General features: G+C 73.2%; 16 protein-coding genes. 12 read left to right on the plus strand and 4 right to left on the minus strand.

Annotation, left to right across the window (positions count from 1 at the left end; all coding sequences use genetic code 11):
* Positions 1 to 114: 114 nt before the first annotated feature.
* Positions 115 to 4,719 (minus strand): FtsK/SpoIIIE domain-containing protein, encoded by a 4,605-nt coding sequence (locus AB0B96_RS03925; RefSeq protein ID WP_362896289.1) that lies wholly within the window; start codon positions 4,717 to 4,719, stop codon positions 115 to 117.
* A 562-nt stretch (positions 4,720 to 5,281) separates the two neighbouring features.
* Here AB0B96_RS03925 and AB0B96_RS03930 point away from each other — a divergent pair.
* From AB0B96_RS03930 to AB0B96_RS03985, 12 genes are all read left to right on the plus strand, one after another.
* Positions 5,282 to 5,983, plus strand: a complete 702-nt coding sequence (locus AB0B96_RS03930) for a hypothetical protein (RefSeq protein ID WP_362502529.1) — start codon at positions 5,282 to 5,284, stop codon at positions 5,981 to 5,983.
* Position 5,984: 1 nt separating this feature from the next.
* Positions 5,985 to 6,815, plus strand: a complete 831-nt coding sequence (locus AB0B96_RS03935) for a hypothetical protein (protein WP_362896291.1) — start codon at positions 5,985 to 5,987, stop codon at positions 6,813 to 6,815.
* Positions 6,812 to 8,113 (plus strand): ATPase, T2SS/T4P/T4SS family, encoded by a 1,302-nt coding sequence (locus tag AB0B96_RS03940; protein ID WP_362896293.1) that lies wholly within the window; start codon positions 6,812 to 6,814, stop codon positions 8,111 to 8,113. Before AB0B96_RS03935 ends, AB0B96_RS03940 begins: the two co-directional genes overlap by 4 nt.
* Positions 8,110 to 8,997 (plus strand): type II secretion system F family protein, encoded by an 888-nt coding sequence (locus tag AB0B96_RS03945; RefSeq protein WP_350946397.1) that lies wholly within the window; start codon positions 8,110 to 8,112, stop codon positions 8,995 to 8,997. The genes AB0B96_RS03940 and AB0B96_RS03945 overlap by 4 nt, the downstream gene beginning before the upstream one ends.
* Positions 8,990 to 9,925, plus strand: coding sequence for a type II secretion system protein (locus AB0B96_RS03950; protein WP_362896295.1), 936 nt, complete (start codon positions 8,990 to 8,992; stop codon positions 9,923 to 9,925). The genes AB0B96_RS03945 and AB0B96_RS03950 overlap by 8 nt, the downstream gene beginning before the upstream one ends.
* Positions 9,926 to 9,927: 2 nt before the next feature.
* Positions 9,928 to 10,176 (plus strand): hypothetical protein, encoded by a 249-nt coding sequence (locus AB0B96_RS03955; protein WP_350946399.1) that lies wholly within the window; start codon positions 9,928 to 9,930, stop codon positions 10,174 to 10,176.
* A complete protein-coding gene (locus AB0B96_RS03960) occupies positions 10,163 to 10,693 on the plus strand; it encodes a TadE family protein (protein WP_362896297.1) in 531 nt (176 codons plus the stop codon). The genes AB0B96_RS03955 and AB0B96_RS03960 overlap by 14 nt, the downstream gene beginning before the upstream one ends.
* Positions 10,690 to 11,103, plus strand: a complete 414-nt coding sequence (locus AB0B96_RS03965) for a TadE/TadG family type IV pilus assembly protein (protein ID WP_350946401.1) — start codon at positions 10,690 to 10,692, stop codon at positions 11,101 to 11,103. Before AB0B96_RS03960 ends, AB0B96_RS03965 begins: the two co-directional genes overlap by 4 nt.
* On the plus strand, positions 11,100 to 11,558 hold the full coding sequence (locus AB0B96_RS03970) for a flp pilus-assembly TadE/G-like family protein (protein WP_350946402.1): 459 nt from the start codon (positions 11,100 to 11,102) through the stop codon (positions 11,556 to 11,558). Before AB0B96_RS03965 ends, AB0B96_RS03970 begins: the two co-directional genes overlap by 4 nt.
* A 52-nt stretch (positions 11,559 to 11,610) precedes the next feature.
* Complete coding sequence (locus AB0B96_RS03975) at positions 11,611 to 14,541, plus strand: BTAD domain-containing putative transcriptional regulator (RefSeq protein ID WP_362896300.1); 2,931 nt, start codon at positions 11,611 to 11,613, stop codon at positions 14,539 to 14,541.
* A gap of 188 nt (positions 14,542 to 14,729) precedes the next feature.
* Positions 14,730 to 15,359, plus strand: coding sequence for a hypothetical protein (locus AB0B96_RS03980; protein ID WP_350946404.1), 630 nt, complete (start codon positions 14,730 to 14,732; stop codon positions 15,357 to 15,359).
* Positions 15,356 to 16,279, plus strand: a complete 924-nt coding sequence (locus AB0B96_RS03985) for a hypothetical protein (protein ID WP_350946405.1) — start codon at positions 15,356 to 15,358, stop codon at positions 16,277 to 16,279. Before AB0B96_RS03980 ends, AB0B96_RS03985 begins: the two co-directional genes overlap by 4 nt.
* A gap of 133 nt (positions 16,280 to 16,412) precedes the next feature.
* Here AB0B96_RS03985 and AB0B96_RS03990 read toward each other — a convergent pair whose 3' ends face one another.
* From AB0B96_RS03990 to AB0B96_RS04000, 3 genes are all read right to left on the minus strand, one after another.
* A complete protein-coding gene (locus tag AB0B96_RS03990; RefSeq protein ID WP_362896303.1) occupies positions 16,413 to 16,949 on the minus strand; it encodes a methylated-DNA--[protein]-cysteine S-methyltransferase in 537 nt (178 codons plus the stop codon).
* Positions 16,946 to 18,355 (minus strand): AlkA N-terminal domain-containing protein, encoded by a 1,410-nt coding sequence (locus AB0B96_RS03995; RefSeq protein ID WP_362896305.1) that lies wholly within the window; start codon positions 18,353 to 18,355, stop codon positions 16,946 to 16,948. The genes AB0B96_RS03990 and AB0B96_RS03995 overlap by 4 nt, the downstream gene beginning before the upstream one ends.
* A gap of 159 nt (positions 18,356 to 18,514) precedes the next feature.
* A complete protein-coding gene (locus AB0B96_RS04000; RefSeq protein WP_350946408.1) occupies positions 18,515 to 19,456 on the minus strand; it encodes an NYN domain-containing protein in 942 nt (313 codons plus the stop codon).

Consider the following 19,456-nt stretch of genomic DNA (forward strand, 5'->3'; position numbering starts at 1 on the left):
ATGCCCCGTCCCACAAGGGACGGGGCATTTCCGCACTGGACGCATCGGCAGCGGAGAGTGCGCCGACACGAGGGCCTCTCGTGCGATGACGAACCGTCGTACGACGGCGGCCTCTCATGTGACGGCGGCCTGGATGGGGGTGACCGAGCCCAGGGTCACGAGCAGGCCGCGGCCGGGAGGGCCGCCGACCGCGCCGCGGGGCAGGCGGACGGTGAACAGGTCGCCGTCGGCGGGACTCTGGACCGCGAGCAGCAGGCCCGTCCTGCCCTTGCGGGCCTCGGCCGCGAACCCCCGGTAGGCGGTGGTCAGATCGCCGGTGGTGCCGCCGACGAGCAGGCCGTGCTCGCCGTCCCTGCCGCTGCGCAGCACCTGTTCCAGCGCGGTACCCAGGGGGGAGTCGGGGGAGATCAGCTCGGCGTCGTCGACGATCACGACGTAGCGGTCCTGCCCCGCGACGGCCTCGTGCAGGTCGCCGTTCGAGTCCAGCACGGCCAGCACGCCGGGGGTGTCCACCAGCGTGCACAGAGGGCTGCGCCGAGGGGTGACGAGGACGGCGGGGGTGCCGTGGGAGAGCAGCGAGTGGGTGGCGGTCAGCAGGGCCGTCGACCTGCCCGACCTGGGCGGACCCGCGACGACCGCCGCCGGGCCGTGCGCGAGCAGGTCGACGCCGAGCGGTGCCAGCGAGTCGCCTCCCGCGCCGAGCAGCGCCCACAGCGGTGAGGGAGGCCGGAAGGAGGGCGCGAGGTCCAGGACCTGCGCGGCGGTGACGCGCATCGGCAGCGCGTCCACCCGCATCGGCGGCTCCGCGGTGATCTTCGGCGCCGAGCGGGCCAGTGCCTGGAGCGTGGCGACCTGCGCCGGTCCCGAGGGGTCGTTGCACAGCAGCGCGATCTGGCTCTCGATCGTGCCGTGCTCGCCGGTGGACAGCGCGCGGCCCGGCGCGAGGGTGGCCGGCAGGTCCTTGATGGACAGCCCGGCCAGGCCGTAGTCGGTGGGGTCGGCCAGCCGCAGGATCAGCCGGTCGTCGAAGACCGTGGAGATCTGCCCGATCAGCGCCGACCTGTCGCCGGTCACCACGGCCCGCAGTCCCACCGCGGGGCCTTCGCGCAACAGCTGCATCAGCGACTCGATCAGCCGCCCGTAGTCGTACGCCTCGAACGCGGCGACGAACCCCTCCCACCGGTCGAGCATCAGGACCAGCCACGGCAGCCGCGGCCCGTCCTCGGCGGCGCGCAGCTCGGCGAGCGAGGCGTACCCGGCCTCGGCGAGGAGTTGCTGGCGCCGTCCCACCTCCGCGCGGAGCCTGGCCAGCAGCCGTTCCACCCGGTCGAGCTGGTCGCGGGTCACCACCGCCCCGCAGTGCGGCATCGCCACCAGGGGCAGCAGTGATCCCGAGCCGCAGTCGATCGCGTGCAGGTGGACGTCGTCGGGGGAGGCTCCGGCGGCGATCGCCCCGGCCAGCGTGCGCAGCGCGGTGGAGCGACCGCTGCGCGAGGCGCCCGCGACGAGCAGGTGCCCCCCGTGGGCGAGGTCGAGCGCGAGCGCGCGCCGGTCCTGTGCCCAGGGCAGGTCGGTGATCCCGAAGGCGAGCGGCGGCACCTCCTCGACCCCCGCGCGGTACGGCAGGGCGCGGGGCGCGTCATCGGGAAGCACGGGCGTCGCGGGAAGGACGGGGACGGTCACGAGGTCGGGGAGCGGTTCGAGCCAGGGGCTCGGCTGCTCGGCGACCCCGTCCAGGCGGGCCGCCTCGACCAGGGCGTCGACGAGCAGGGAGAGGTCGGTGACGTGGCCGCTCTCGGCCCCGGCGTGGACCGGCCTGGGCCGTCCCAGGGCCTGCCAGCCGACCTCCGTCACCCGTACCCTCACCTCGCCTCCGGAGGCGCCGGGACTCCGGCCGCCGATCCGCGCGGTCTGCACGGACGTCGCCGCTCCCGCGCCCGACTTCACGTAGCAGCGGCCGGGCGCGGACTTGGGGATGTACGAGGCGTCGGGGCGGTCGATGACGTCGGCCGACTCCGACGCCTCGGTGACCCGCAGGGCGATCCGCAGGGAGGTGTTGGCCTGGATGTCGGCGGTCACCACACCGCCGGGCCGCTGGGTGGCGAGGATGAGGTGGATGCCCAGCGAGCGTCCCCGCCTGGCGATGTCGACCAGCCCGGTCATGAAGTCGGGCAGCTCGCTCACCATGGCCGCGAACTCGTCGATGACCAGCACCAGCCGGGGCAGCGGCGGCGGGGGCTCCAAGGACGCAGAGGTCGCCGAGGCCGCTGTGCGCCCGCGCAGCGGCCTGACCTGGGGGCCGCCTCCGGCGACGAGCAGGTCGCGGGAGGCGCGGGCGGTGCGGGTGTCGCGCAGCTCGTGGTAGTCCTCGATGTCCTTCGCCCCCGCGGCGAGCAGCAGGCGCTCGCGGCGGCGGATCTCCGCGGCGAGCGAGGCGAGGGCCCGCTGGGTGAGGTGGCCGTCTAGGTCGCTCACCATGCCGACGGTGTGCGGCAGCCGCACGCACTCCTTGAACGCGGCGCCGCCCTTGTAGTCGATGAGCACGAACGTCATCTCGTCCGGCCGGTTCGCCACCGCGAGCGAGGAGATCAGGGTCTGCAGCAGTTCCGACTTGCCCGCGCCCGTGGTGCCCGCGATGAGCGCGTGCGGCCCGTCCCTGCGCAGGTCGACGGAGAACGGCCCCTCGGGGCCCACGCCCACCACGGCCTCGGTGGCCCGTCCCCAGCGCCCGGTCAGGGCCGCGCCGGAGAGCGAGGGCAGCTCCAGCAGGTCCAGCAGCCGCGCGGAGTCCGGCAGGGCGAGTCCGGCGTCGTCGCGGCTGACGTCGCGGATCGGCGCCATCGAGCGGGCCAGCCTGTCGCACCAGGCGGACGTCACCTGGTCGGCGAGGATCTCGCCGAGGTCGTCCAGGCCGCCGCCGCGCAGCCGCACCGTGCCGTCGGCCTCCACGGCGGCGACGGTGGCGCACTCCTCGGGCAGCAGCCGCTGGTCGCCGTCGACGGCCAGGGTGTGGACGCCCGCCCTGGGACCCTGGCGCAGCACCTGGGGCATGCCGGGCAGGGCGCGCAGTGCCTGCGCGCCGTCGAGCACGACCAGCACGTCGTAGGGACGCTCGTCGTAGACGGGGGCGGCGTACAACTGGTCGGCGCCGGTGCCCGCGCCGCCGCCCAGGTCGCCCCAGCCGGCCGGGATGCGGCCCAGCTTGGCCGCGGGACCCGCGGCGGCGTCGTCGCCGAGGCGCTCGTCGATCAGCGCGGCGAGCTCGCTCACCCGGCGGGCCGCGCTCTCCGGGTCGGCGCCGACCAGGGCCACGCAGTCCTCGCCGCCGCGCGGGGCGCAGTGCGGCAGCCAGCGGACCCAGTTCCAGCGTTCCTCGCCGTCGCCGTGCGCGGACAGGACGACGATCGCCAGGTCGCGCGGGCTGTGCAGGGCGGCGGCCTGGCCGACCAGCCAGCGCGCCACCCCCGCCGTCGTGTTCCTCGGCCCGGTGAGGCCGGCGACGCCCAGGCGGCGCATGGCCAGCGCCACCGGTACCGCCTGACAGGTGGGCAGCGCGGGCAGCGGGGCGTCGGCCGGTGCGGAGCGCTCGGGGGTGAACTCCAGGTCGGCGGGGAGGTCGGCGAGGCCGACCCGCAGCCGCAGCGCGTCGGGGTCGTGGTCGCGCCGCTCCCAGAGCCGCCGCCGGGGGCCGGTCACGGTGAGCAGCACCTCGGCGGGGTCGGGCGCGGCGGCGCGGCGGGCGGTCTCGTCGTCGGCGCGCGCCCGGTCCACGGCCGCCTCGAAGACCTCCAGCCGCTGCTTGTACTCCTTGAGCTGCTGGCGGTACTGCTTGCGGCCGTGCCGCCTGTCGCTCCACCACTGGCCGATCATGATCAGTGGTGTCATGAACGCGAACAGCAGGAAGTACGGCGATTTGAGGGCGATGGCGAGGCCCACGCCCAGCGCGGCGGGCAGGAACGCGGTGAGCAGCTGCAGCCGCATCGTCTCCGCCCGCCTGGGCTCGGCCGGGACCTCGAAGCGCCGCGCGCCGCCCGGTGGCCGGAACCTGGGCGGCCGGTTGTAGGCGAGCCCGCCGTCGGGTTGCGCGTCCAGGTGGGCGTCGGGCGGTTCCACCGCCTTGAGGGTGAGCACGGTGCCGCCGCAGCTCAGCAGGGCGTGTTCCGGCCAGGGCAGCGGGCCTTCCAGGGGGGCGCGGCCCAGCAGGGGCGCCGTGCCCTCCCCGGGTTCCACGGTGATGGCGTCCGGGGTGAGCCGTACCACCGCGGCCCGCGCGGGCAGCCGGGGGTCGGCCACGGAGACCGAGCAGGCGGGGTCGGAGCCGATGGTGTGCACGCCCAGGCTGAGGCGGTGCACGGAGCCCGCGGCGGGTCCGCCGACCACCCGGATCTCCACGATCCCGCCGGGTTCCTCGGCGAGGGTGGCCGTCGCGAGGGAGCGGTCGAGGGTGACGAGGTCGCCGTCGCGGAGCAGGCCGAGCGCGGGGGCGGCGGGGTCGAGGGGGCGGCCGTCCATCCACAGCGTCGGGGGCTCGGCCCCGGCGGAGTCGCGATCCAGCCCGTACGGGGCCTTGCTGCGCGTCAGCCGCACCACGTTGCTCGGTCGCTCGCCGCCCTGGCCCGCCAGGGACTCCGCGAGTCGTGCCACCGTGGTCGTCTCGTCGCCCTCGACCACGACATCGCGGTCGGCGTGCTCGCTGAGCACGGTGAGCATGATTCGCATCGCCGCTCTCCTCGGGTCGGGCCGCGGGTCCACCGTACAGAGGGAAAACCATCCCGGTGGGAGTGTTCGCGGCAATGTCGTGACTCACCGCCGGTATGTGGAAAACGGTAAAGCCTGTGGATAACTGCCTGGGGATGATGGCCGGTTATACCGTCTCAAGTGGGCATTTGTCGCTGCGGAGGCTTCGGGGCGGTGACCTGCTCGTGATGCGGGGCTGTGGAAAACCTGTTCGGAGAACCGGGGGGAAGTCGCGCGCTCCGCTCCGGATCCGGAAACCGGCGGCATCCCCTTGCGGGGCGGGCATGCCGGACACGGGAATGAGGGGTGAAAAAGCTGGGGTGATTGGTGCGAGAGTTAATTACCGTCCATATCACCCGGATAAGCCTCCCGTCAGCTAGCCAAACGGACATCTTCTTCTGAAGTGGCGTTGACAGCGGTGTTCCTATCAAACGAGCATGGGTCCTGGCTTTTGTCCGACAGCCCGTCCGCATGGTGCGCATAATGGCGTAAATTCGACCAGTAGTTCCCCATATTTTGATCACTCTGGGAGTCCCCCTAACCCATGAGGACCAGTGAGAAGCCAACGGGCCGCGTCCCGGTGAACGCCGAGCGTCAGACCTCGGCGGGCGCCCTGTCGGGTCCGGCGTCGCGCAAGCTCCCCGTGCCCCCACGCGAGCGCAAACCCGCCCTCGCCGCCCTCGCCGTCCTCCTCATCCTGGGCGGCGCCCTCGCCACCACGCTGCTCGTCCTGCGCAGCGGCGACCGCGTCTCGGCGATCGCCGTCTCCCAGCAGATCGGCGCCGGACAGCCCTTCACCGAGGCGATGCTCAAGGAGGTCCAGATCGCCGACACCGGCATCGGCTACGTGGCCTGGTCCCAGCGTGCCCGCGTCACCGAGAACTTCGCCCGCGTCACCCTCCTGCCCGGCACGCTCCTCACCCGCGACATGGTGGTCTCCTCCAGCAGGGAGCTCGGCCCGGGCAAGGCCCAGGTCGGCCTCGCGCTCAAACCCGGCCAGACACCGGGCACCCTGGAGCGCGGCGACCGGGTCCAGGTCGTCCACGTGCCGAGCAAGGGCGGCGGCGCCGACCGGGAGAGCCGGGTGCTGGCGCAGAGCGCCCTCGTCCACCAGATCGGCACGCCGGGCAGGACGGGGGCGAACGGCCTGGTCACCATCATCGTGGACAGCTCCGTCTCGCCGCAGATCGTCGCGTACGCCTCCGCGGGTGAGATCGCCCTCGCCGAGCTGCCGGGAGCGCGCTGACGTGGCGCTCATCGTGCTGGCCGCCGACAAGGGCGCGCCCGGCGTGACCACGGCGGCCACCGCGCTCGGCGCGATCTGGCCGCGCCCGGTGCTGCTCGCCGAGTGCGACCCGGCGGGCGGCGACCTCGCCTACCGCCTGCCCGCCGCCGACGGCGGCGTGCTCAACCCCGCGCGCGGACTGCTCACCCTGGGGGCCACGGCCCGCAGGGGCCTGCACCCCGACCAGATCCACGAGCACACCCAGAAGATCGTCGGTGGTCTGGACGTGCTGGCCGGGCTCACCCACGGCGAGCAGGCGTCCGGGCTGACCTGGCTCTGGGGTCCGCTCGGCCGGGCGCTGGCCACACTGCCCGACGCCGACGTGCTCGCCGACTGCGGGCGTCTCGGCGGACACCCGCAGCTCGCCGAGCTGACCGCTGAGGCCGCGCTGGTGGTGCTGTTCACCAGGGCGAGCCTCGACCACGTCGCCCACCTGCGCGAACGCCTGCAGATCATGCCGCGCGAGCCCCAGGTGGGCGTGGTGGTGATCGCCGACCCCCGCCAGTACCGCACGACCATCGACGAGGTGCGCCGGATCGTCGCGGGCACCGGCAGGCACATCGCCTTCGTGAGCGGGCTCGCGCACGACCCCAAGGGCGCCGAGCTGTTGCGCGGCCAGTGGGGCGGACGTCTGGACCGCTCCCTGCTGATCCGCACCGCCAGGGAGCTGGGCGGCCGTCTCGACGCTCAGCTCCGCGCCCAGGAGTCGGCGGAGTCGGCCTTCCGCGCACGGGAGCAGGCCGCACGCTCGCCGGTCAAGCCCGCCGAGCCGTCGAGCGGAGCGAGGCCGTGACCATCGACCACACGCTGGTGAAGCGTTTCCGGCAGGACGTCGGCGACAGGCTCGCCCACCAGCGCCGCCTCGACCAGGCGAGTGGCCTGCCACCGATGAGCGGCGAGGACGAGCGCCAGTTCGCCCGCGCGCTGATCGCCCAGATCCTCGAGGAGTTCGCCCGCGGCGAGATCGGCGTCGGCAGGACGCCGCCCACCGCCGAGGAGGAGGAGGCGCTGGCCGCGGGGATCCACGCGGCCCTGTTCGGCGTCGGCCGCCTCCAGCCGCTGCTCGACGACCCCGAGGTCGAGAACATCGACATCAACGGCTGCGACCGGGTGTTCGTCGGCTACGCCGACGGCCAGGAGCTCATGCGCGAGCCGGTGGCCGAATCCGACGAGGAGCTGGTCGAGCTGATCCAGATCCTCGCCGCATACAGCGGTCTGTCCAGCAGGCCGTTCGACACCGCCAACCCCCAGCTCGACCTGCGCCTGCCCGACGGCTCCCGGCTCTCGGCCGTGATGGACGTGACGGTGCGCCCGTCCATCTCCATCCGCCGATCCCGGCTGGGCAAGGTGTTCCTCAGCGACCTCGTGGGAAACGGCACCCTCACCCCCGAGCTGGGACGGTTCCTCGCGGCCGCGGTGGCGGCGAGGAAGAACATCATGATCTCCGGTTCGACGAACGCGGGGAAGACGACCCTGTTGCGCGCGCTCGCCAACGAGATCCCGCCGTCCGAGCGCCTCATCACCGTCGAACGCGCGCTGGAACTCGGCCTCGACCAGTTTCCCGAGCTGCACCCCAACGTGGTCGCCTTCGAGCAAAGGCTCCCCAACTCCGAGGGCCAGGGCGAGATCAGCATGGCGGAGCTGGTCCGCCGCTCCCTGCGCATGAACCCGTCCAGGGTGATCGTCGGTGAGGTCCTCGGCGACGAGATCGTCACCATGCTCAACGCGATGACCCAGGGCAACGACGGCTCGCTGTCGACCATCCACGCCAACTCCTCGATGGAGGTCTTCAACCGCATCGCCACCTACGCCCTCCAGGCCTCGGAGCGCCTGCCGATCGAGGCCACCCACATGCTCATCGCCGGGGCGATCGACTTCGTGGTGTTCATCGAGAAGCGCAACGACTACGCGGTGGGCGGCAGGCTGCGCCGCTTCGTGTCGAGCGTGCGCGAGGTGGCCGGGGTGGACGGGCGGGTGCTCTCCTCCGAGGTGTTCGCGACGGCGCCCGACGGCCGGGTGATACCGCACGCTCCGCTGTCGTGCCTGGAGGAGCTCGCCCACTTCGGCTACGACCCGGGAGGCTGGACATGACCTCCCTGCCTCCGGGCCTGTTCGACCCGCTGGTGCTGCTCTCCGGCCTCGCGCTCGGCGCCGGGCTCTTCCTGCTCTTCCTCTCCCTGTACGGGGTGCCCGTCCGGCCGGCCACCCCCGGCAGGTCGGCGGGCAGGCGCGAGTTCCTGCGCGCGCTGTCCACCCGGTCGGCGGTGGGGGTCATCGCCGGGGTGCTCGTGCTCGTGGTGACCGGGTGGCCGGTCATGGCGGTGGGGGCCGTGCTCCTCGCGCTGGCCTGGCGCGGCCTGTCCGGCGGCGCCGCGGAGGAACGGACCGCGATGCGGCGGCTGGAGGCCCTGGCCGCCTGGACCGAGTCGCTCCGCGACACCATCGCCGGGGCGTCCGGACTGGAACAGGCGATCCCGTCCTCGATCCGGGCGGCCGCCCCCACCCTGCGCCCGCACCTGCGGTCCATGGTCGACCGCCTGCATACCAGGATGGCGCTGCCCGACGCGCTCAGGCTCTTCGCCGACGAGCTCGACGACCCCTCGGCCGACCTGGTCGTGGCCGCCCTCATCCTCAACTCCAAGCTGCGCGGCCCCGGCCTGCGCGACGTGCTCGGCGCGCTGGCCGTGTCGGCCCGCGAGGAGCTCGACATGCGCCGCCGGGTCGAGGCCGAGCGCCGCTCCACCCGTCGCAGCGTGCAGATCGTGGTCGGTACGGCCCTCGCCTTCGCCGTCATGCTCGTCGTGTTCAACCCCTCCTACGTCGAGGAGTACGACAACACGCTCGGCCAGGCGGTGCTCGTGGTGGTCGCGGGATTCTTCGGCGCCGGGTTCGCCTGGATGCGCCGCCTGGCCCGCTTCGACAAGCCCGCACGCCTGCTCGGCCTGCCCTCCGGAGGCGAGGTGCGCGATGACTGAGGCGCTGCTCGCGGGATCGGTGCTCGGGATGGGCCTGTTCCTGCTGCTGCGGGCGCTGTTTCCGGCCCGTCCCGGGCTGGTGACGCGCCTGATGGCGCTCGACGCCGCCAGGGAGGGCACCGACGCGCCCCGCGCGCGGCTCATCCTGCCCGACGAGGAGGTGAGCGCGTTCCGGCGCGGCCTGGGGGAGCGGATGGCCCGCTTCTACGCCGCGCGGGGCTGGGAGGCCCGCTCGGCGAGAGCCGACCTCGCGCTGCTCGGCAGGTCGTTCGAGGGCTTCCTCGCCACCAAGGTGCTGCTCGCGGTCTCCGGGCTGCTCGCGTTCCCGCTGCTGGCGGGCTGGCTGGTGCTGATGGGGTGGGGTCTGTCCCTCACCGTCCCGCTGTGGGCGGCGCTCTTGGTCGCCGGAGTCTTCTTCGTCCTGCCCGACCTGCAGGTCAAGCGGGACGCCGCGCGGATGCGCCGCGACTTCCGGCACGTCGTCGGTTCCTTCCTCGACCTCGTCGCGATGAACCTGGCGGGCGGGCGAGGGGTACCCGAGGCGTTGATGATGGCGGTCTCGGTGGGCAGCCCCGGCCCCGACGAGGACGGGGCCAACTGGGCGATGTCCCGCATCCGCGAGGCACTCGGCAACGCCAGGATCGTCGGCATCACCCCCTGGCAGGCCCTCGGCCAGCTCGGTGACGAGATCAACGTGGACGAGCTGCGCGACCTGTCCGCCGCCCTCGGGCTGGTCGCCGACGACGGCGCCAAGGTCCGCGCCTCCCTCACCGCCCGCGCCGCGACCATGCGGCGCCGGGAGCTCGCCGAGATCGAGGGGCAGGCGGGCGAGCGTTCCCAGTCGATGCTCGTCGCCCAGCTCCTGCTCTGCGCGGGTTTTGTGATCTTTCTGAGTTTTCCGGCCGCTATGAAGATGTTGGGGTCCTGACCATGCTGAGCCATCCGTGGATCGTCTACGCGGTCGCCGTTCTGAGCGTCCGGATCGAGAAGGCGCGCAGCGCCCCCACCCGGGGCGCCTCCGCCGTCGAATGGGTCATCATCACGGCCATCATCGCCGGGGTGGCGCTCGGACTCGCGACCCTCATCAAGGGCCTCGTCGAGGGCAAGCAGGCCGAGATCTCCAACCAGTTCGGCGGCGGGGGCGGCGGGGGCGGGGGCGGCGAACTTGGAGACCCGTGAGCGCGCGCGACGCCGCACCCGAGGAGCCCGAGGAGCCCGAGGAGACCGGGATGCCCGGGACAGGGACGGCGAGCGCGACCGGGAGGGCAGCGCGCGCCCCGGCGCCGGGGACCGTGCCGGCGAGCGCGGCGCCACGGTCGTCGAACTGGCGATCATCATGCCGGTGGTGCTGGTCGTCGTCCTGCTCATCGTGCAGTCCGCGCTGTGGTTCCACGGACGCCAGATCGCCGACGCCGCGGCGAGGGAGGGAGCGCGGCTCGCCAGGGTCGACTCCGAGTCCTGGCAGCAGGACGCCGAGTCCCGCGCCCAGGAGCTGATCCGCACCATCGGCCCGAAACTCCTCGAAGGCGCCACGGTCACCGCCTGGGAGGAGGGCGACCAGCGGGGTGTCGAGGTGAGTGCCTCGGCGGTCCAGGTCGTCCCGCTGCTGCCGTCCACCACGTTCACCGTCACCGCGCGCTTCGGCGGTCCCATCGAGTGCTTCCGTCCCGACGACGGGAGCGAAGGATGCGAGTGATCCCCTTGACGTCCGGCGGGGACAGGAACGAGCGCGGGTCGCTCAGCACCGAGACGGTGCTGCTCGCCCCGGTCTTCCTGCTGTTCCTGCTCTTCCTGGTGGGTGCGGGAAGGGTGGTCGAGGCCCAGGGCGAGGTCAACGGCGCCGCCAGGGACGCCGCCAGGGCCGCCTCCGTCGAGCGCACCCTGGCCGACGCCGAGGCCGCCGCGGACGAGGCGGCCCGCGGAGCACTGTCGGGCGAGTGCGAGCCGCAGGTCAGCCTGTCCGGTACGACCTGGGAGGAGGGCGGCCAGGTCCACGCCGAGGTGACCTGCTCCCTGGACCTGGACTTCCTGGGCTTCGGGGCGGCCAAGGACATCAAGGGCGACTCGGTGGTCCCGCTGGAGCAGTTCAGGAGGGTCGAGGAGTGAACCCCGCACACCCGTCTCCTCCCGCCGCGCCCGGCGAGCGGGGGTCGATGTCGATCTTCACGGTGATCTTCTCGGTGGTGGTGTTCCTGCTGGCCGGGCTGCTCGTCGACGGCGGGGCCGCCATCAACGCCCGGCTGCGGGCGGCCGACGTCGCCGAACAGGCCGCCAGGGCCGCCGCTGACCAGATCGACGTCGAGCACCTGCGCTCCACCGGCCAGGCCCGGCTGCTGGGGGAGGGGGAGTCCTGCGGGCAGGCCGAGGAGATCGTCTCCGCTCACGGCGGCGGCGACGTACAGCTCACGGAATGCACCCTCGGCGGCGGCCAGGGTGAGGTCACCGTGAGCGTCTCCGTCACCTGGAAGGCGTTCTTCCTGGCCGCCTTCGGCTTCCCCGGTTCGGAGATGGAGGCCGAGGCCACGGCCGGACCGGACGTCGGGGAAGAGCAGTTGCCGTGAATCGCCGGCCCACCGGTTGACCGAGGACGAATCAGAACGGGGAGGGAGACGAATGCCCACACGACAGCCCGTGCGCATCAAGGCCAGGCGCACACCGGGAGACCTGCTGGCCGGCCTCGGCGCGCTCGTCGTCCTGGTCGCGCTCATCGCGGGGGTCCCCTACGCCCTGCTCCGGCTGGCCGGGCCGCCGCTCCCGCCCGAGCTGCTCAACCTCGACCTGCTGACCAGCCAGGTGGGTACGAGCACGATCGTCGCGATCCTCGTGCTGCTGGTCTGGCTCGCCTGGCTGCAGCTGGTGGTCTGTGTGCTGGTCGAGATCTACGCGGGGCTGCGCCGGGTCGGCATGCCGGCCAGGGTGCCGCTGTCGGGCGGCACGCAGATGTTCGCCAACCGGCTGGTCTCGGCGGCCATGCTGCTGTTCACCGTCTCGGCGGTGGCCCTGCCGATCGCGAAGATGACCAGCCTGCCGCCCACCGCTCCCGGCATCGTCTCCACCGGCCTGTCGTCGCCGTCCGCTCCGGCCGCCGACGAGCGGGCCGAGCTGGCGCCCGCACGCAAGGCGAAGAAGGTCTACGTGGTGCAGCCGCCGCACGGGCGCCACCACGAGAGCCTGTGGGAGATCGCGGAGAAGTGCCTCGGCGACGGGCGCAGGTATCCGGAGATCTACCGGCTCAACCAGCACAAGGAACAGCCCGACGGCAGCCGCCTGCACATGGCCGACCTGATCAGGCCCGGCTGGGTCCTGGACATGCCGGACGACGCGCGCAACATCCACATCGTCCCGGCCTCCCAGCCGCGTGACGACACCCTCAAGGACCATCCGGACAAGCCGACGGAGCTGGACGGCCGTACCCAGACCATCACCCCCGGCCGCGCCGACCTTCCCGCGGAGCCCGCGCCCGAGGTCTCCGACCCCCGAGAAAGGGCCGGGGACAGGATCGGGGCCGAAGGGAGGCGGGAGGTCGGCCCGGCGCAGGAACGCGGGGACGGCGCTCGTGACAGTGCTCGCGACAGCGCCCGTGACAATGCCCGCACCGTGCCCGATACGGCGGCCGACAGCGGGCGGCAGGACCCCGGGCAGGTGGAGCGGCGAGACCCGGCGGCGGTGGCCGAACCCCCTGACATCGGGCAGAACGCCGGGCAGGAGACCGCCCTGGGGATGCTCGACTACCTGGCGGGGGCCTCGCTGGCGGCGGCGGGACTGCTCGCCGCGCTCGGACGCAGGCGCAGGCAGCAGCTCTGGCACCGCGCGTTCGGGCGCCGGATCACCCGGCCCAGGGACGACGCCGCCCAGGCCGAACTCGCGCTCAGGCTCGGTGCCGACGCCCCCGGCAGCCGGATGCTCGACGTAGGACTCCGGCTCCTCGGCAGGTCCCTCGCCGCCCAGAACCGCGTCCCGCCCACGATCTACGCCGCCCACCTGTCGCCGCAGACTCTCGACCTGTGGATCCACCCGCCGGACTCCGACGCGCCCGCGCCCTGGACCTCCCACGACGGCGGCCAGGTCTGGCGGCTTCCCGCGCACGAGGGCCGGATGATCGACGAGCGGACGCTCGCCGACGCGCCCGCCCCCTACCCGGGACTGGTCTCGATCGGCTCCAACGGCGAGGGCGGTGAGGGCAGGGTGCTCGTCGACCTGGAGGCCGCACACGGGCCGATCGGCATCAACGGCCCGCGGACCACCGAGGCCCTGGCCGCGCTCGCCGTGGAGCTGGCCACCAACCGCTGGTCGGACCGGATGCGCCTCACGCTGGTCGGCTTCGGCGAGGAGCTGACCGTGATCGCCTCCGATCGGATCAGATACGTGGGCGCCCTGGCGGAGGTCCTGCCCGAGCTGGAGGCGGGGGCCGGTAAGCGCGATCACGCCGGTGAGGTGCTCACCGGCCGGATCCACGGGCGCGCCGGCGACCCGGTCGCCACGCCGCACTACCTGCTGTCCGCGATCGCCCCGACCCCCGAGGAGGGCCGCCGCCTCGCCCTGCTCGCGAGGAAGGGCGTACGGACCGCGGCCGGGTACGTGATCGCGGGTGACGTGCCGCACGCCACCTGGAACTGGACGATCACCGAGGGGGGCCGCGCCGAGATCGACGCGCTCGGCTTCGACGTGGCCGCGCAGCTGCTGCCCCGGCGCCAGTACCGGGCGCTGATCGACCTGTTCCTCGCGACCGAGCGGCTGGAGGGCGAGCCGCTTTCCGACGAGCCGGAGCCCGTACCGCACACTCCCTCGGTCGAGGTGCGCATCCTCGGTCCGGCCGAGGTCGTCGGCCCCCCGCCGATGGAGGAGGGACGGGCCGTGATCGCCGTCGAGCTCGCCGTCTACCTGGCGACGCACCCCGGTGGCGTCCACCCCGTCGTGCTCGGCGGCATCCTCTGGCCGAGGGGCGTGCAGTCGGTGGTGCGGGACGCCACGATCGCGAGGGTCGTCGCCTGGCTGGGCACCGACAGCCAGGGGCGGCCCAACCTCTACGCCGACGAGTCAGGGCGGCTCAAGCTCGGTCCCGAGGTGCGCACCGACTGGATGCTCTTCCGCGACCTCGTCCGCCGGTCGCACGCCGGCCCCGCCGGGCGTCCCGAGCTCCTTGACCGGGCACTCGGCCTGGTACGGGGCCCGCTGCTGAACGGCCGTCCCCGTGGTCGCTACGCCTGGCTCGCCGCCGACGACCTGGAGTACAACGTGACCGCGGGCGTCGCGGACGCCGCGCATCGGCTCTGCGAGGCGCGCCTGGCCCGAGGCGAGACCGACGAGGCCGTCGCGGCGGTGCGTGCCGGGCTGCTGCTGGCCGCGGACGACGAGGGGCTCTGGCGTGACCTGCTGCGGGCCACCCACCTCACCGCCGACCCCGTCCGCCTGCGCGCCGTGGTCGACGCCCTGCACCGCAGGGCCGAGTCCCATCCCTACGGCGGCGGGATGGCTCCCGAGACCGAGGCCCTCATCGACGAGCTGCTGCCCTCGTGGCGGATGCGCTCGGCCCCGACCGCATGACGGGCCGGGCGGACCCGGCCCGTGCGCCGGACGTCACGCGGTGGCGGGCGGGTGCCGCGCCCGGCGACCTTCGGGCGGGAGGTGTGACGGGTCGTCGTGAGGGGGGCCGCGAGGAGGACGAGGAGAGAGTCATGCCGAATCGCGCATATCAGTGGTTTCGGTGGTCGGGCGCTCCTAGCGTGATCGGTGTGCGTGTCGCGATCGCGCTGGTCGTACTCCTGTCGACGGCCTGCGCCCCGTCGGAGGCCGAGCGGTTCACTCCCGTCGACCTTCCCGCCGAGACCTCCGCGCCGGGCTCCGCCGCGACGGCGCCGACGGCGCCGAGGGTGGAGACGGTCCAGGTCTCCGCCGACGTCCAGGTGGTGGTGGAGTGGCCGGTCACGACCGACGAGGACACCATCGCGATGATCAACACTTTCCGCGACTACCGTGCCGGGTCCTTCCGTTCGGTCGTCACCGGAGGTGAGGACACCGCGTACTACGAGACGGTCCAGGAGGGGGCGAGCATGGACGCGTACGCGTGGGTGAAGGCGTTCCTGGACCAGCGCCGTTCGGTGCGCGGGGTCTCCCGGCTGTACGCGCTGAACGTCGTCTCGGTCACCGGCAGGGGAGCCGAGTTGAACGCGTGCGTGGACGAGACCGGGATGCGACTGCTGGACGCGGAGACCGGGAAGGCGGTCCGCAAGCAGCCCGACTGGGCCAGGCGCCCCTTCCTCCAGGTCGCCGGCCTCCGGCGGGGTGACGACGGGGTCTGGCGGATCAAGCTGCTCCAGCACGCCAAACCTTTCAGTGACGCCTCGAAGGGATGTCATCGATGATCATGAATGTGGTGGTCGCGGGGCTGCTGCTGCTCGGTCCGAATCCCGGTGGCGGCGGTGGTGGCTCCGATGTTCAGGTCCGAGGCAACCAGGACGGGAACACGGCGGGGGTCAGTCTCAAGAACTCCCAGATCATCATCAGCGGGAACGGCCGCGGGGGAAAAAGCGACGGCTACCGGCTCAAGCGGCCATGCTGGTACGAACCCGCCCAGAACGCCTCAGAGATGCTGGACTTCCAGCAGCGGACCACCCGGGTGGACCCGGGCGCGCCGCAGACCCGGCAGGAGGCACTCAAGCCTTTCGTGGAGAAGCTCGGCGAGGAGGGGCGCTGGTGGACGGTCGCCCACGACTCGTCCGATCCCAACGGGGTGAGCTGCCAGATGGGGCTGGACACCTACGTGTTCGTACCGCCCAACACGACCCCGCCCGCGGGGATCACCATGGCCGAACTGGTCGACATCGCCCGCGCCGCGCTCACCGTCCCCGAGCCGAAGATCGAGCTCAACCCGGACGCCAAGAGCTACGTCAACCTGCCGACCTGGGTCTGGCTGAGCGGTGTCGGCGAGACCACCAGGTCCGTGACCGCGACGCTGCCCGGGATCATGAGCGCCACCGTGACCGCCACCCTGCAGGACATCCAGATCGACGCGGGTACCACCGCGGACCGGGCGGAGGTCAAGGAGGAGTGCGGTCCGGGCGGCAAGCCGTACCAGCAGGGCGCCGAATTCACCTGCGGCGTCCGCTATCTGCGTTCCTCGATCGACCAGCCGCGTGACGTCTACGTGCTGGAGGTCACCTCGGTCTGGCCCATCGAGGTCGAGGACGACGTGGTGCCCTTCGTCTACGACCCGATCGAGGTGGGGGTGACCCGCGACGTCCCGGTGGGCGAGGTGCAGAGCACGGTGAGAAAGGCCGGTTGACCGTCCGGGGCGATCACCGGGTCCCGGGAGGACCGTCGGTCGTCCCGGGACCCGGCGCGGGGTGCGTCGAGGAGGACCGGTCACGGACCGGTGGTCGGCCGGTGAGACGCGGAGCACGGCGGGGATAGCCGGGTCAGCGGCCCTCCTCGTGGGTTCTGAGCCGTTCGGCGGCCGGTGCCCCCTCGTGGGTGAGCAGCCACTGCTTCACCGGGGTGCCGTAGTAGTAGCCGCCGTACCCGCCGGTGGACGGCAGGATGCGGTGGCAGGGGACGAACGGCGCGATCAGGTTCCGCGCGCACGCGGACCCCGCGGCCCTGGCCGCGGTCCTGGGCAGCCCCGCCCGCTCGGCGAGCTCGGCGTAGCTGATCGTGACGCCCGCGGGCACCTGGCGCAGGGCGGCGAGCAGCCGCTGCCGGGTGGGCGTGCCCGGCTGTTCCACCGGAACCGCGTCGAGGGCGGCGAGGTCGCCGTCCAGATAGTCGCGTACCGCCCGCGCCGGCCCGCCCAGGTCGTCGCTGAGAACGAGCCCTTCTGCGCGTACCTCGGGGGAGAGCCGCGCGAACATCTCCTCGGGTCCCGCCGCGGTGAAGCCCGCCGCCAGCAGCACACCCTCGCGGGCGAGCATGGCGAGCGGACCTGCCGGGGTGTCGAGAACCTGTGCCTCTATCATTCCGAGCTCCAAAGGTGCAGCGCGGCGTACGCCCGCCAGGGACGCCACCGCTCGATGTGATCTTCAGGGATGCCGAGGCAGGCCATGGCCCGCCGCAGGCCGAGGTCTCCGCCAGGCCAGGCGTCCGGGTCGCGCAGTGCCCGCAGCGCGATGTAACCGCAGGTCCACGGCCCGATGCCGGGGACCTCCAGCAGGGCGGCCACCGCTCGCGCGGGCTCCTGCGCGCCGTCCAGGTCGATCTCGCCGCTCGCCACCCGCGTGGCGAGCGCCTTCAGCGTCGCCACTCGCCGCCCGGTCAGGCCCAGCCCGGCGAGATCGGCCTCGGCGAGCTCCTCCGCGGTCGGGAACAGGTGGGGCAGGCCATGGTCGCCGCCTGCGCGCCCGGCCCTGGCCGCGACGCGGCCCAGGATGGTACGGGCACCGGCGACGGAGATCTGCTGGCCGACCACGGCGCGGACGGCCATCTCGAAACCGTCCCAGGCGCCGGGCACGCGCAGCCCGGGGCGGGCGGCGACGAGCGGAGCCAGCGAGGTCTCGCCGAGGGCGGAGGAGATCGCCTCGGGGTCCGCGTCGAGGTCGAGGAGGCGGCGGCAGCGGGCGACGATCCTGGCCAGGTGGCGGGTGTCGTCGACGCTCACCTCCAGCCGTACGTGGCCCGGCACGGGGGTGAGGGTGATCGTTCCGCCGGGGACGGCCCGGCGGTAGGAGGTGCCGTCCCCGTGCTCCAGCCCCGGGATCGCCCTCGCCGCCAGGAACCGCATCAGGGTCTCGGCGTCGTAGGGCTCCCTGCGGTGCAACCGCAGGGTGAGCGCGTCGCCGCGTATCTCCGGCCTCGCCCCGGTCGTCGCCCGCAGCTCGCCGGGGGTGAAGCCGTAGGTGTCCTTCATGGTCGCGTTGAACTGCCGTACGCTGCCGAAACCCGAGGCGAACGCCACGTCGACGATCGGCAGCCCGGTCTCGGTGAGCAGCTGCTTGGCCAGCAGCAGGCGCTTGGTCCTGGCCACGGCGAGCGGGCCCACGCCGATCTCCGCGGTGAACAGCCGGTGCAGGTGCCGTCCGGTGATGTGCAGCCGCCCGGCCAGCCGGGTCATCCCGCCGTCGTCCGCCACCCCCTCGTCGATCAGCCGGAGCGCCCGGCCGACCAGGTCGCCCCGGTGGTCCCAGCCGGGATCGCCGGGGCTCAGCTCGGGCCGGCACCGCTTGCACGGCCGGAACCCGGCCGCCTCGGCCGAGGCCGCGTGGCGGTAGAACCGCACGTTGCGGGTGGAGGGGGTGCGTGCCGGGCAGATCGGCCGGCAGTAGATGTTGGTGGAGGTGACCGCCGTGTAGAACCGCCCGTCGAACCGGGCGTCCCTCGCGGCCACCGCGCGGTAACAGGAGTCGAAGTCGAGCTCTCTCACGGGCACGGTGACGACGCTACCCGCGGCTCAGGGGGGACGGCTGGCGGGAATCGGACCTGGCCGTGGCGGCCCGTCGCGTCGGGGCCGGGACGGTCCACGGGGGGCCGGGAACCGGCCGCGGCAGTCGTCGCGACACAGGCCGGGGACCGGACGGTCCGGCGGAGGTCACTTGGAGGAGACGCCGACGCCGATCTCGAACTCCCGGTAGACGCGGGCCCAGAATCCGTCGCGGAGCCAGACGCGCGCCTCGGGGTACGGGCGCAGGGAGTGGCCCAGCTCCTTCTCCGCCTCGATGAGCAGCTCGGTGTCGATCACCGTGGGCAGGATCGGTCCCGGCAGCAGGTCGCGGATGTTGTCGCGGCCGCGGGTGAGGATCCATTTCTGGGCGACGTGCTCGCCGACCTCCTCGACGCGCGGGCGGCTCGGCCCCAGCTTGGTGACCTGGCCCACGGGGGCCTTGGGCTTGGCGGCGGTGCGTCCGGCGAAGACCTGGGCGGGGGAGGGGGCGATCGGGGGCACCGGCACGGGGACCGGCGCGGGGGCGCGGCTGAAGTAGGAGCGCAGGAAGTCGGCGCTGATGATCTCGACGGTGTCGGACTCCCAGACCAGGCGTTCCGCCTGGTTGGTGCCGTAGGGGGGCTCCACGCCCCACAGGTGGATCCGCACCCCGTAGGCCTGGGCGGCCTCGACGGCGGGGACCATGTCCTCGTCCCCGGCGAGCAGTATCGTGTCGCTCACCGCGTGGTGCCTGGCCAACGCCTCCAGGTCGCTCCTGATCTGCGCGTCCACGCCCTTCTGCTGGCCTCGCGCGTTCAGGTTGCCCAGGCGCACCTTGACCCAGGGGAGCTGGGCGATGACCCGCTGGTCGACGGTCGGCACCCGGTCGCGGGCGGCGTCGTACCAGTAGATCCGGAGCAGCTCGCCGTGGATGCGCTCCTCGGCGTGCTTCTGCAACGCCTGGATCAGCTCGTCCGCCGCCACCCGGTATTCCTTGCGCTCCTTGGCGCCCAGGAGCACCTCCCCGGCCGCCGCGTACAGATAGCCGACGTCGACCAGGACGGCGTACTTCGCGGCGATGGGATGTGATGTGAGGTCCAGGATGCTCAT

It is taken from the genome of Streptosporangium sp. NPDC049046, from assembly GCF_040649155.1.
Classification (GTDB): Bacteria; Actinomycetota; Actinomycetes; order Streptosporangiales; family Streptosporangiaceae; genus Streptosporangium.